Origin of the sequence: Novosphingobium sp. B-7 (assembly GCF_000410615.1) — a bacterium.
Taxonomy (GTDB): Bacteria; Pseudomonadota; Alphaproteobacteria; order Sphingomonadales; family Sphingomonadaceae; genus Novosphingobium; species Novosphingobium capsulatum.
The window spans coordinates 10,193-22,796 of the sequence record NZ_KE148362.1 but is presented as its reverse complement, the minus strand read 5'-3'; the positions used below and the strand labels follow the sequence as shown (position 1 = coordinate 22,796).

Here is a 12,604-nt window from a genome sequence, read left to right as displayed (position 1 = left end):
GATGGTCGAGGTGTCGGCATGGAGGATCGAGGTATAGGCGATCAGGCCGACGCGGGCCGCCTTGGCCGCGTCGATCACGGCGGCGTGCTGCGGCACGCGTGCGCCCACGGCATTGCCCGAGATCAGCAGCAGCCGCTCCACCCCGGACAGCGCCGGCGCCAGCGTTTCGGGCTTGTCGTAATCGGCCACGCGCACGGCCACGCCGCTGCCTTCCAGCTTGGCCGGATCGCGCGCCAGCGCCACGACATTGCCAGCGCCCACCTTGGCCACCAGTTCAGCCAGCACCAGACGCCCCAGTTGGCCCGATGCACCCGCAACAGCGTACATGCTCATTCTCCTTCGGCCTGCGTGATCGACAAGATTACAGCTTGAACCAGCGTTCCGCGTTGGTCTGGAAGAACTTCTTCTTCGTTTCGGGCGTGATGTCCATCGCGTCCATCGCGCGCACTTCATCGGCCACATACTGATAGGGATAGTCCATCGCATACATCACGCGGTCCGCGCCCATCACCTCCTGGCAGAACTTGATCGCCGGCTCCCACGCCATGCCGGAATTGGTCACCAGCACGTTGGAGCGCAGGTATTCGGCAATGGTCTTCTTGAGCGGCTTCATCCGGGCATAGCGCTGTGACCGCACGCCGGCCTGGTGCATGAAATCAAGGCGATAGAGCCAATAGGGCAGCGCCTCGCCCATATGGCCGACCATGATCTGCAAGCTGGGATACTTGTCAAAGATGCCGATCGTGATGAGCCGCAGCAGGTGCATGCCGGTTTCCACGCCAAAGCCAAAGATGGCGCCATCCAGGCCTGCCTCCAGCATCGGCCCGATCATCGCATCGGGGGGCGTGCAGGGATGGATATAAAGCGGCTGGTCCACCTCGACCAGGGCACGGAAGATCGGATCGAAGAATTCCTCGTCGAGATAGCGCCCTTGCGTGTGGCTGTTGATCTGGATGCCCTTGAAGCCCAGTTCCTTGGCGCCGCGATGGATTTCACGGGCAGACCATTCCGGGTCCTGCGGGGCCACGGTGCCAAGCCCGATGAAGCGGTCGGGATAGGCTTCACAGGCGCTCGCCAGCCGATCGTTGGCGCGGGTGGCAATCGCCTTGGCTTCGTCGAGGTTGGTCAGCGGCTGCACCCCGGGCGAGGTCAGCGCCAGGATCGCCTTGTCGATGCCGGTCGCATCCATGTCGGCAATGCGCCGCTCGCCCAGGTCGAGCAGGCGCTCCATGATCTGCACCGCGCGCTCCGACGGCGATTGGGCGTAAAACCCCCAAAGCGAGACTAGCCCCATGTCCGCCTCGCCATCGCGGATCATGCGCAGATAGGCATCGACCTGTTCCTGGGTGGCAAAGGCTTCCTCGGTGGCGATGCGCAAATATCCTTGCGCGCCGCCGGTTTTCAGATCCTGGGTCATGCGGGCCTCTCCTGGTTATGGGCCGGCCCGCGCGCGATCACCTGCGGATCATGAGCGACAGACTGGCAATGTGATTCATGCGATCCTCGCGCGCCGGGCGCGAGACATACTGGCCGGAATAGCCCGCCTCCACGCTGATGCCGCGGCCCACCGGCAAGGCCACGCCGGCAAAGCCGCGCAGCTGGTCGAAACCCGATTTCTGGCCCCAGCCGGTGCGGTTGAGGCCCACGAACGGTTCGGCCCAGACCACCGCCTGCGGCGTGCCCGGCTTGCCCAGCGGCACGTCGAGCCGCACCAGCTGGCGCAGGCGCCAACCCGTTCCGCCCTGCCCGTCGACCAGGCGTTGTTCCAGCCGGGTGCGCCCGGTCAGCGTCGGGCGCGTGGTGCCATTGCCCGCCCCGTCGCCAAACGCGCGCCAGGTCACCTGCTCGAACACGCGGTGTTCGTGGCTCACCCGCCCGCCCAGCGGATCGCTGCGGATATAGCCATAGCCGCCCCAGACTGTGGTCGACCGGTCGAGCTTGACCCCAAGCGCCCCGCGCACGATCGCTTGCCCGGCGCGCTGCGCATCGTCGGTCAGGCGCAGCTGCACGTCGGTGAACAGCACGAGGTCCTGGTTGAGGTTGAGGAACGATTGCTGCGCCAGCCACACCTGCGCGTCGTCCTCCGCCGCCAGAGCGGGAGTGGCGGCAAGGACCAGGGCAGGAAAAAGCATTCGGCGCATCGGGCACTCCGGCAGGCAGCAGACAAGCCTGCCCCGCTATGCCGCTTGCTTTTCCCGAATGTTGCCCGCCCATAACGTTGCGCATCAGGCTTCGTGCACGGTCTTGGTCACCAGGCACGCCATCAGGCCTTCGGGGCCATCCTCGTGCCCGTGGCCCGACCATTTCACCCCGCCAAATGGCGCATCGGCGCCGCCGATCATCGTCGTGTTGATGCCCAGCATGCCGGTTTCCACCTCGGCCGCCACGCGGGCGCGGGTGGCATGGCCCTGGCACCAGGCATAGGCTGCCAGGCCATAGGGCAGGCGATTGGCCTCGGCGATCATCGCATCGGCATCGGCAAAGCGGTTGATCAGCGCCACCGGCCCGAACGGCTCCTCGTTCATGATCGCGGCATCCAGGGGAATGTCAGACAGCACGCTGGGCGCAAAGAAGAACCCGGCATTGCCCACCCGCTCACCACCGGTGTGCAGGCGTGCGCCGCGCGCCAAGGCGTCGCCGATCAGGCGCTCCATCGCCTCAGGCCGGCGCGGATTGGCCATCGGGCCCATCTGCACGCCATCCTCCAGCCCGTTGCCCACGCGCACCTGCGCCGCGCGGGCGGCAAAGCCATCGCGGAAAGCCTCGAACACCGGCTCTTCCACGATGAACCGCGTCGGGCTGACACAGACCTGCCCGGCGTTGCGATACTTGTGCGCCACCGCCGTTTCGATCGCGCGATCAAGGTCGGCATCGGCAAAGACCAGCACCGGGCCATGGCCGCCCAATTCCATCGTCGTGCGCTTCATGTCGTCGGCCGCCAGCTTGGCCAGGTGCTGGCCCACCTGGGTCGATCCGGTGAACGACAGCTTGCGGATCACCGGGCTGCCGAGCAGATGCCGGCTGACCTCGTCGGGCACGCCGAACACGGCCTGCGCCACTTGCGGCGGCAACCCGGCATCGAGCAGGCATTGCAGCACGCCCAGCGCGCTGGCCGGGGTTTCCTCGGCCGCCTTGAGGATCACCGAACAGCCTGCGGCGATCGGTGCCCCCAGCTTGCGCCCGGGATTGCCGAGCGGGAAATTCCATGGCGCAAAGGCCGCCACCGGGCCAACCGGCTCGTGCGTGACGGTAGAGCGCATGCCGGTGGGCCGCACCAGCGCGCGGCCATAGATGCGCTGCACCTCGCCGGCATAGAATTGGAACAGCCCGACGTTCATCAGAACCTCGATCCGCGCCTCGGGCAGGGTCTTGCCCTGCTCCAGCGTGGCGATCCGCGCCAGGTCTTCCTGCCGCTCCAGCATCAGCCGGGCCGCGCCATTGAGCACGGCGGCACGCTGCTGCGGGGTGGACTTGCGCCACAGCGCAAAGCCTTGCGCCGCCACATCGAGGGCGGCGTCAAGGTCTGCGACATCGGCCAGCGGCAGTTCGCCCAGCACCGCGCCCGTCGCCGGGTTGACCACGGCGTGGGTGCGCCGCCCACCCCCGCTCACGCGCTGGCCGTTGATGATCATGCAAAGCGAGGGATAGGTCGTCGTGGTCATGGGCTGGGGCTTACTTCGCAGCGATCGCGGCATCGTGATCGAGGTCGCGCTGCAGGCGCTGCGCCTCGATCGGCTTGCCGGTGATCGGGTGGTTCATGTGGAACGGGGTGATCTTGTGCGTGGGCCACAGCCAGTGGCCTTCGAGCAGTTCATCCGGCCCGCTGGGATCGGTGGGATAGGTCACCTTGGGGAACGGCACGTACTCGGGCGGCGTGTGCGCCCAGCCCTTTTCGAAATCACCGTGCCAGATCGGCATGTAGTTCAGGATATGCATGCGCCATTTGCCGTCCACCTTCTTGTAGGTGTTTTCGTAAATGCCGCCTTCCCACCATTGCCGGGCCTTGAGGTGCGGCGCGTCGCCCTCGAAATCCTTGTGTCGCCCGGCCTGCATCATTGAGCGCGCGCGCGCCAGCGCGGTGACGCCATCGGGCTGGATATCGATGATATCCTGCAACTGCGGGTGATCGAGCAGGAAGCCATCGATCGGGCCGTTGTTGCCATAGGTGAAGCGCTTCTGGAACCGCTCGACATAGAGGCGGCGAATGCCTTCCTTGCCTTTCCACACACCGCCGAAAAAGCGCACTTCGCCATCGTCGGTGAACAGGTCGACCGTTTCGTTATAGAGGCACTTGTCGATCAGATAACCATAGAGATGCTGGAGCTTGCGCACGTCCAGCTCGTCCTCGCGCACGGTCAGGCGGGCTTCCACCTGGGCCAGCTTTTGTTCAAGCAGCGCAATACGATCGCCTGCCGCTTCGCCCGTCATCGCTCTCTCCATTTTGTATGTGTCACTAACAAATTGCGGATCAGCAAGCGGCTGTCAACGCCCTTGCGCTTCCAGACGCGCCACTTCTTCCCGATAGGGCCGGATCGCCAGGATCATCGACACCGTGGCGATCGGCAGCAGCGCGCCGGCGGTGATCACCAGCGCCTTCCACAGCTGCGCTTCCACCCCCACGATGCGCTGCGCCACCACGCCCACCACAAAGCTGCCCATCGCCCCAAAGAAAGTGAACATGAACAGATAGATCGCGGTGACCTGACCGCGCATCTCGTTGGGTGCGATGCGCTGGATCGCCGCGTTCTGCGGCACGGCGCCGGCCAGGCCGAACATCCCGCCCAGCGCCATGACCGCCAGGCTGGTCTCGCCGGTCGGCATCAGCGGCGCGGTAATCGCGCAGATCGTGACCAGCGCAAACAGGATCGCGGCACAGCGCACGTTGGCGTCCTTGTGCCGCTTGGCCATCCATTCCACGAAAACGCCGCCCAGGAAAATGCCCAGCAGCGAACTGACCAGCAGCATCGGCGCCATGACCATGCCGATGCGTCCCTCGTCCCAGCCATAAGTGCGGATCATGAACGGCACCCGCCAGAACGCCAGGCCAAAGGTTTCGATCGCGGCCAGCGCCAGCCCCAGGAACAGCGGATAATAGACGCGGCCACGCGCATGGATGGCACGCACCGCGTCCAATCCGGTGAACGCCACAACGCGCCGGCCCAGGCTGGTTTCAGCCGCCACGCCGCCCTGGCGCGCGGCCGGTTGATGGCCGCGTCGTGCCGGTTCACGGATCGCCAGCAGCAGCAGGGCCGCCAGCAGGCCCGCCACCGCCTCGCCCAGCAGGATCAGCTGCCAGGAATGGATGCGCAGGCCCAGCAGTACCGGATCGGGCCGGCCCGCCAGCCACATGATCAACTTGCCGCCCAGCGCCACGCCCACCGTGGTGCCGCCGATGAAACCCAGTTGCAGCACGGCAAAGGCGCGCGTGATCTTCTTGGGCGGGAAGAAATCGGCGAGCAGCGAATAGGACGCCGGCGCATGGGCAGATCCGCCCGCGCCCAGGAACATGCGGCTGCCCACGAACTGGCCAAAGCTTTGCGCCATGCCGCCCAGCGCCATGATCGTGGCCGTCGCCAGCATGCCGCCGGCCAGCACCAGGCGGCGCGGATAGATATCGGCCAACCGCGCCAGCGGGATGCCCACCACCACGAAGAAAATCACGCTGGCCGGCCCACCCAGGAACCCCAATGCCTCGTCGCTCAACGCGAAATCCTGCTTGATGCGCTGGGCCAGCATGCCAAACACGGTCTGGTCAAAGAAGTTGAGGAACGTGGCCAGCACGATGGCGAACAGCGCGAACCACGCCGCGCCCGCCGCTGGCCAGGGCTGCGTTGTCGGCACGGCCGATTCGCTGTCGAACGCTGCCTCTGCCTGAAGGGCGGCTACCCCGTCATCGGGGATCGTCGGTGCCATTGCACCTGCCATCGCGTCTCTCCTCTCCCGGCCGGCCTTTCTTGGAATCGGGCCATTTTCATCCGGATCATTGTTAGTCTTGCATACAATTCTCAGGTAGTGAATAGGGTAGGCACAAAAACAAATGACGGGCTGCGATCAACGCGCGCCACCATAACAAACGTTATCTTGCAAAAACGGAGAGGAACCATGCAGAATCTGCCGGGCAAAACAGCACTCGTCACCGGAGGGGCCAGCGGAATTGGCCTGGGAATCGCCAAGGCGCTGCTGGGCGCGGGCATGAACGTGGCGATTGCCGATATTCGCGACGATCACCTGGCGCAGGGTAGCGCCGAACTGGCCGACGTGGCCGGCGGGGCGACCGACCGCGTCCTCGCGCTCAAGCTCGATGTGACCGACCGCGCCAACTATGCCGCGGTGGCCGATGCGATCGAGGCGCGCTTTGGCAAGATCCACATCCTGGTCAACAATGCCGGCGTCGCCGTGGTCGGCCCGACCGACCTCGCCACTTTCGCCGATTGGGACTGGGTCATGGGCGTGAACCTGGGCGGCACGATCAACGGCATCGTCACGGTGCTGCCGCGCATCCTGTCCCATGGCGAAGGCGGCCATATCGTCAACACCGCCTCGATGTCCGCCCTCGTGCCGGCGGCGGCGACCACGATCTATTCCTCGGGCAAGGCGGCCGTCACCTCGATGATGGAATGCATGCGCCCCGAACTGGAATCGCGCGGGGTGATCTGTTCCGCGTTCTGCCCCGGCGCGGTGCAATCCAACATTGCCGAAGCCGGCAAGACCCGCCCGGCAGAGCTGGCCGAAACCGGCTATGCCGAAGCCGACAAGCGCCGCCAGGCCGGCGGCAATTTCTCGCACCTCTACCAGACCAAGGAGCAGGTCGGGGAGCGCGTGCTCGAAGGCATCCTCAACGATGAACTCTATATCCTCACCCACTCCGAATTCCTGGTGGGCGTGAAGGAACGGGGCGAGGCGACCACCGCCGCGGTGCAGACCCACCTGCCGGAAAACCCCGAATACAAGCAGACGTTCGCCATGCTGTTCCGCAACCCGGCGATCACCGCCGAGATCGAGCGGCAAAACGCACTCAAGGCCACCCGGATGGGAGTAACCGCATGAAGGATTTTGCCGGCCGCACGGCCTTCGTCACCGGCGGCGCCAACGGCGTCGGCATCGGCCTCGTCCGCCAGTTGCTCAACGAAGGCTGCAAAGTGGCGATTGCCGACATTCGCCAGGATTCGATCGACCAGGCCCTGGCCAGCCTCGACAACCGCGAAGTCATGGGCGTCCAACTCGACGTGTCGAGCCGCGAGGCGTTTCGCGAGGCGGCTGACCGCGTGGAGGCCGAATTCGGCCCGGTCTCGCTGTTGTTCAACAACGCCGGGGTCAACCTTTTCCAGCCGATCGAGGAATCAAGCTATGACGATTGGGACTGGCTGCTCGGCGTCAACCTTCACGGTGTGATCAACGGGGTGATGACCTTCGTGCCGCGCATGGTGGAACGGGTAAAGGCCGGCACGCAAAAGGGCGGGCATATTACCAACACCGCCTCAATGGCCGCCTTCCTCGCCGCCGGCACGCCAGGAATCTACAACACCACCAAGTTCGCCGTGCGCGGCCTTTCGGAATCGCTGCACTATTCGCTGCTGCAATATGGCATCGGGGTTTCGGTGCTGTGCCCGGGCCTGGTCAAAAGCTATATCTACGCCAGCGACGCGATCCGCCCCGACAGCCTGAAGGGTGGCGCCAAGCCGGTGAACCAGGAAGCCGTGGAGCGCCTGGCGGGCGTCCACGAATTCGGCATGGAGCCCGACGTGATCGCGCAGCGCACGCTCGACGCCATGCGCGAAAACCGCCTGCACATTTTCTCGCACCCCGATCACAAGGAAGAGATGCGTGAGATCTTTGACGAGATCATCGCCGAATACCGCGACTATCCCAAGGATGCCGGGCACGACCAGCGCGTGGCGTTCGAGGCCTTCCGCCGCGACTCATTCGCCAAGGCCCGCGCCGCCTCGCGCGCGTCGGATTTTTGACGTTTGCGCCGAAACTGACGTTTCGGCGTTGCGGCACCGGCCCGCTCCCCCACCCGACCTCCCAACGATAGTACCCTATGGGAGGTCGGGTGGGGGAGCGGGCCGGTGCCGCAAGCGTAATTCCGGCAAAGCCGGAATTACGCCAAAATAAGCGCCGGCGTTTCGATCAGCTTCTTCACCGCCTGGACAAAGCTCGCTGCATCCCAGCCATCGACCACGCGGTGGTCGCAACTGATCGAGATGTTCATCAGCTTGCGCTTGGCGATGCGTTCGCCGCCGAGGCCATCGGGCATGAACATCGGCCGCTCGACAATGCGGTTGGGGCCAATGATCGCCACTTCCGGCCGGTTGATCACCGGCGTCGTCGCCACGCCGCCCAGCGGGCCGAGCGAGGTGATAGTGAAGGTAGAGCCGGAAAGCTCGTCCGGCTTGGCCGTGCCGTTGCGCGCGGCATCGGCCAGGCGGGCGATTTCCCGCGCCAGGGCCCAGGGGTTCATCGCCTGGGCATTGCGGATCACCGGCACCATCAGGCCCGCCGGGGTCTGCGTCGCCATGCCCAGGTGCACCGCGCCGTGGCGCGTCACCACGCCGGCTTCATCGTCATAGCGCGCGTTGAGCATGGGGAACTGCGGCAGCGTGCGGCAGATCGCCACGATCAGCAGCGGCAGCATGGTCAGGCGCGGACGATCGAGGCCGCCGGCATTGAGCTGCGCGCGCAGTTCTTCCAGCGCGGTGACATCGCATTCCTCGACATAGGAAAAATGCGGGATCGCGCGCTTGGACGCGGCCATGTTCTCGGCAATGCGGCGGCGCAGGCCGATCACCTTGACCTGCTCATCCGCCCGCGCCGCCGCGCCGGGGGCATAGCTGCGATTATAGGCGAGGAACTGGTCGAGATCGCCATGGCGCAGGCGCCCATCCTGCGACGGACGCACCTGGGCCAGGTCGATCCCCAGTTCCCGGGCGCGCTGGCGCACCGCCGGGCTGGCGAGCACGCGGGCGCTCTGGTGTCCGGTAGCAGGTTCTGCGCGAACGGGTGCGGTTTCCTCCTGCCTCGTTTCCGTTCGGGCTGAGCTTGTCGAAGCCCCCTGCGCAACCTCCACGTCCGGCAAGCGCCCTTCGACAGGCTCAGGGCGAACGGGTGCGGGTTCGTCGTGCTCAGGTTCCGTTCGGGCTGAGCCTGTCGAAGCCCCTTCCCCAACCTCGCCGGCCACCTCGATCTCCACCAGCATGGAGCCGATCGGAATGCGATCACCCACTTCGCCGGCGATCGAAACCACGCGGCCCGCCACGGGGCTTTCCATTTCCACGGTGGCCTTGTCGGTCATCATGTCGGCCAGCGGGCTGTCCTCGCCCACCGTGTCGCCGGGTTGCACGTGCCAGGCAACGATCTCGGCCTCGGCAATGCCTTCGCCGATGTCGGGCAGGCGGAAGGTGTAAAGCGCCATGGGATCAATCCTTGCAGATACGGTCGAGGGCTTCGCCGATGCGTACGGCCCCCGGGAAATAGGCCCATTCCAGGCTGTGCGGATAGGGCGTGTCGAAACCGGTCACGCGCTCGATCGGCACTTCCAGCTCGTAGAAGCAATGCTCCTGCACCAGGGCGGAAAGCTCTGCGCCAAACCCGCCGGTGCGGGTCGCCTCATGCACGATCATGCAGCGCCCGGTCTTGCGCACCGACTCGCGGATCGTGGCGATATCCAGCGGCACCAGCGTGCGCAGGTCGATCACCTCGGCATCCACGCCCTTGTCGATGCATACGGCATGCGCGACGTGAACCATCGTGCCATAGGCCAGCACCGTCACTGCCTCGCCTTCGCGCACCACGCGCGCCTTGCCCAGCGGCACGGTGTAATGGCCCTCGGGCACCTCGCTGTCGGGGTGCTTGCTCCACGGCTCCACCGGCTTGTCATAAGCGCCGGTGAATGGCCCGTTGTAGATGCGCTTGGGCTCGAAGAAGATCACCGGATCGTTGTCTTCGATCGCGGCAATCAGCAGCCCCTTGGCATCGTGCGGGTTTGACGGGATCACCGTCTTGAGGCCGGCGACATGGGTGAACAGTGCTTCCGGGCTCTGGCTGTGGGTCTGCCCGCCAAAGATGCCACCACCAAACGGCGAGCGCACCGTCAGCGGCGCGATGAATTCCCCGGCCGAGCGATAGCGCAGCCGCGCCGCTTCCGACACCAGCTGATCCAGCCCGGGGTAGATATAGTCGGCAAACTGGATTTCCGGCACTGGGCGCAGGCCATAGGCGCCCATGCCCACCGCCACGCCGATAATCCCGCATTCGCTGATCGGGGTATCGAACACGCGGGTCTTGCCATACTTCTTCTGCAGGCCCGCCGTGGCGCGGAACACCCCACCGAAATAGCCCACGTCCTCGCCCATGATCACCACGGCGGGGTCGCGCTCCATCATCACGTCGAGGGCGTCGTTGATCGCCTCGATCATCGTCATGCGACGGCTCGTTCCCTGGTCCGTCATGGCATATCGTCTCCATCTTCGGGCCGCCAGTCGGGCCACTTGATCCGCCGCTCGCGCATGGCCTGCTCGCTCTGCTCCTGCAGGTGCCAGGGCAGCGTCTCGAACACGTCTTCGAACATCGTGTGGAACGGATGGTGCAGGCCGTGGCCCAGCACGCCGTTGGCCTCGGCCGCGCGCGTGGCGGCCTTCACCGCCTCGGCCAGTTCCTGGTCCATCGCTGCCTGGCGATCCTCGTCCCATTCGCCGAGCGCGATGAGATGGTTCTTCAGCCGGACGATCGGGTCGCCCAGCGGCCAGGTGCTGCGTTCCTGCGCGCTGCGGTATTGCGAGGGATCGTCAGAGGTCGAATGCCCCTCGGCGCGATAGGTGAAATGCTCGATCAGCGTCGGCCCGGCATTGCTGCGGGCGCGGTTGGCCGCCCAGCGCGTAGCGGCATAGACCGCCAGCGGATCGTTGCCATCGACGCGCAGCCCGGCCACGCCATAGCCGATCGCCCGCGCGGCAAAGGTCTGGCGTTCGCCCCCGGCAAAGCCCGAAAAGCTGGAAATGGCCCACTGGTTGTTGACCACGTTGAGCACCACCGGCGCGTTGTAGACGGTGGCAAAGGTCATCGCCGAATGGAAATCGCCCTCGGCGGTCGATCCCTCGCCCACCCAGGCAGCGGCAATGCGGGTATCGGCCGAAATCGCGCTGGCCATGGCCCAGCCCACCGCCTGCGGCAACTGCGTGGCCAGGTTGCCCGAGATGGTGAAAAAGCCATAGTCGCGCGCCGAATACATGATCGGCAGCTGGCGGCCTTTCAGCTTGTCGGCCTTGTTGGAATAGATCTGGTTGATCATCTCAATCAGCGGATAGCCGCGCGTGATCAGGATGCCCTGCTGGCGATAGCTGGGAAACACCATGTCATCGGCCGCCAGCGCCATGGCCGGCGCCACCGAGGTCGCCTCTTCGCCGGTGCACTTCATGTAGAAGCTGGTCTTGCCCTGGCGCTGGCCGCGAAACATGCGTTCGTCAAACGCGCGGGTCAGCGCCATGTTGCGCAGCATGGCGCGCAGGGTTTCGGGATCGAGCCGCGGGTTCCACGGGCCCACGGCCTGGCCATTTTCATCCAGCACGCGGATCAGGTCGGTGCACAAGGGCCAGGTATCTGCAGCGGCGCAGGCCTCATCCGGGCGAGGCTGCGCGCCCACCGGCGGCAGGTTGAGGCCGCTCCAGTCCGGCTCGGCACCGGGCCGCGCCTTGGGCTCGGGCACATGCAGCGCCAGGGGCTGCTGGTTGGCGAATTCTGCCACGATTATCCTTTCCCAGGCCTTTCGGTTTCCCTGGCAGCATAACGCGAAAGGGTTGGAAAGGGTTGCCAATTGCGGGGCAGGTAAAAGCACGGGAGTGCACTTTGCACTACCAGCTTAGCAAAATGTAGTGCATTCATGCTTACATGTCGGAAACCACCGCACCGCCCGAACTCGACTCCTGGGATATCCGCATCCTGCAATGCCTCACCCGCGATGGCCGAATGAGCTGGCGCGATCTGGCCGAGGAAATCGGCCTCTCGCTCACCCCCACGATCCGCCGCGTGCGCCAGTTGGAGGCAGCCGGCCTCATCACCGGCTATTTCGCCCGGCTCGACGAACGCGCGCTGGCCGGCAAGATGAGCGTGTTCGTCTCGGTCACGCTCGAACGCCAGCAGCGCGAGGCGCTCGACCGGTTCGAGGCGCAAGTGGCGCAGCTGCCCGAAATCATGAGCGGCTTTCTGATGTCGGGCGGGTCAGACTTCCTGCTGCGCTGCGTGGTGCGCGATCTTGATCACTACCGCGAACTGCTCGAACGGCTGACGCAGATCGAGGGCGTCGCCCATGTGCAAAGCAGCTTTGCGCTCAAGACATTCATCAACCGCCCGGCCCCGCTGATCAGCGAAAGCCGCATCCGGCGCGCGCGATGAGCCGGAACATCGCCCTGGTCCTGCTCGCCGCCGGGCGCGCCAGCCGCTTCGGCGGGGGCAAGCTCGCGGCCCTGCTGGCCGGCAAACCGGTAATCGAACACGTCGCCGCTGCCACCGCCGCCCTGCCCCTGGCGCAACGCATCCTCGTCGCCGCGCCCGATGTGCCAGCCCTGCCAGGCTTTACCCGCGTGGCACTCGATCCGCCCCAGGCGCCGCA

General features: G+C 65.7%; 13 protein-coding genes. 4 read left to right on the top strand and 9 right to left on the bottom strand.

All coding sequences use genetic code 11. From position 1 onward, the window contains the following. The 6 genes from H926_RS27690 to H926_RS0114205 all read right to left on the bottom strand — a co-directional run. Positions 1 to 327 (bottom strand): NAD(P)H-binding protein (locus tag H926_RS27690; RefSeq protein WP_043609648.1); only part of this gene is annotated, 327 nt, incomplete at its 3' end. 34 nt (positions 328 to 361) lie between these two features. After that, entirely contained in the window at positions 362 to 1,417 is a 1,056-nt protein-coding gene (locus H926_RS0114225) for an amidohydrolase family protein (RefSeq protein WP_022676910.1), read from the bottom strand. Between the two features lie 37 nt (positions 1,418 to 1,454). Continuing rightward, on the bottom strand, positions 1,455 to 2,141 hold the full coding sequence (locus H926_RS0114220) for a DUF2490 domain-containing protein (protein WP_028658020.1): 687 nt from the start codon (positions 2,139 to 2,141) through the stop codon (positions 1,455 to 1,457). A gap of 84 nt (positions 2,142 to 2,225) precedes the next feature. After that, on the bottom strand, positions 2,226 to 3,662 hold the full coding sequence (locus H926_RS0114215) for an NAD-dependent succinate-semialdehyde dehydrogenase (RefSeq protein ID WP_022676908.1): 1,437 nt from the start codon (positions 3,660 to 3,662) through the stop codon (positions 2,226 to 2,228). A gap of 10 nt (positions 3,663 to 3,672) precedes the next feature. After that, complete coding sequence (locus tag H926_RS0114210) at positions 3,673 to 4,428, bottom strand: nuclear transport factor 2 family protein (RefSeq protein ID WP_022676907.1); 756 nt, start codon at positions 4,426 to 4,428, stop codon at positions 3,673 to 3,675. Positions 4,429 to 4,482: 54 nt separating this feature from the next. Then, positions 4,483 to 5,913 (bottom strand): MFS transporter, encoded by a 1,431-nt coding sequence (locus H926_RS0114205; protein WP_051146374.1) that lies wholly within the window; start codon positions 5,911 to 5,913, stop codon positions 4,483 to 4,485. Between the two features lie 189 nt (positions 5,914 to 6,102). Here H926_RS0114205 and H926_RS0114200 point away from each other — a divergent pair, with 189 nt between their 5' ends. Then, positions 6,103 to 7,047, top strand: a complete 945-nt coding sequence (locus H926_RS0114200) for an SDR family NAD(P)-dependent oxidoreductase (RefSeq protein WP_022676905.1) — start codon at positions 6,103 to 6,105, stop codon at positions 7,045 to 7,047. Continuing rightward, positions 7,044 to 7,964 carry an SDR family NAD(P)-dependent oxidoreductase gene (locus tag H926_RS0114195; RefSeq protein WP_022676904.1) on the top strand — a complete coding sequence of 307 codons (921 nt, stop codon included), beginning with the start codon at positions 7,044 to 7,046 and terminating at the stop codon, positions 7,962 to 7,964. The genes H926_RS0114200 and H926_RS0114195 overlap by 4 nt, the downstream gene beginning before the upstream one ends. A 137-nt stretch (positions 7,965 to 8,101) precedes the next feature. On the opposite strand, the gene H926_RS0114190 is transcribed toward H926_RS0114195, so the two are convergent. Genes H926_RS0114190 through H926_RS0114180 form a run of 3 tightly spaced genes read right to left on the bottom strand, consistent with a single transcriptional unit; the run spans position 8,102 to position 11,740 of the window. After that, complete coding sequence (locus tag H926_RS0114190) at positions 8,102 to 9,412, bottom strand: dihydrolipoamide acetyltransferase family protein (protein WP_022676903.1); 1,311 nt, start codon at positions 9,410 to 9,412, stop codon at positions 8,102 to 8,104. 4 nt (positions 9,413 to 9,416) lie between these two features. Then, a complete protein-coding gene (locus H926_RS0114185) occupies positions 9,417 to 10,448 on the bottom strand; it encodes an alpha-ketoacid dehydrogenase subunit beta (protein WP_028658018.1) in 1,032 nt (343 codons plus the stop codon). Further along, a complete protein-coding gene (locus H926_RS0114180; RefSeq protein ID WP_022676901.1) occupies positions 10,445 to 11,740 on the bottom strand; it encodes a thiamine pyrophosphate-dependent enzyme in 1,296 nt (431 codons plus the stop codon). Before H926_RS0114180 ends, H926_RS0114185 begins: the two co-directional genes overlap by 4 nt. 143 nt (positions 11,741 to 11,883) lie before the next feature. Here H926_RS0114180 and H926_RS0114175 point away from each other — a divergent pair, with 143 nt between their 5' ends. Next, entirely contained in the window at positions 11,884 to 12,387 is a 504-nt protein-coding gene (locus H926_RS0114175; protein ID WP_022676900.1) for an Lrp/AsnC family transcriptional regulator, read from the top strand. Then, the coding region (locus H926_RS27685; protein WP_148291753.1) for an NTP transferase domain-containing protein at positions 12,384 to 12,604 on the top strand (221 nt) is incomplete at its 3' end. The genes H926_RS0114175 and H926_RS27685, both read left to right, overlap by 4 nt.

Coding starts and splice junctions, on each gene's coding strand:
- H926_RS0114195 (WP_022676904.1), top strand. CDS start 7,044: ATGAAGGATTTTGCCGGCCGCACGGCCTTCGTCACCGGCGGCGCCAAC.
- H926_RS0114200 (WP_022676905.1), top strand. CDS start 6,103: ATGCAGAATCTGCCGGGCAAAACAGCACTCGTCACCGGAGGGGCCAGC.
- H926_RS0114215 (WP_022676908.1), bottom strand. CDS start 3,662: ATGACCACGACGACCTATCCCTCGCTTTGCATGATCATCAACGGCCAG.
- H926_RS0114190 (WP_022676903.1), bottom strand. CDS start 9,412: ATGGCGCTTTACACCTTCCGCCTGCCCGACATCGGCGAAGGCATTGCC.
- H926_RS0114210 (WP_022676907.1), bottom strand. CDS start 4,428: ATGACGGGCGAAGCGGCAGGCGATCGTATTGCGCTGCTTGAACAAAAG.
- H926_RS0114175 (WP_022676900.1), top strand. CDS start 11,884: ATGTCGGAAACCACCGCACCGCCCGAACTCGACTCCTGGGATATCCGC.
- H926_RS0114225 (WP_022676910.1), bottom strand. CDS start 1,417: ATGACCCAGGATCTGAAAACCGGCGGCGCGCAAGGATATTTGCGCATC.
- H926_RS0114205 (WP_051146374.1), bottom strand. CDS start 5,913: ATGGCACCGACGATCCCCGATGACGGGGTAGCCGCCCTTCAGGCAGAG.
- H926_RS0114220 (WP_028658020.1), bottom strand. CDS start 2,141: ATGCGCCGAATGCTTTTTCCTGCCCTGGTCCTTGCCGCCACTCCCGCT.
- H926_RS0114185 (WP_028658018.1), bottom strand. CDS start 10,448: ATGACGGACCAGGGAACGAGCCGTCGCATGACGATGATCGAGGCGATC.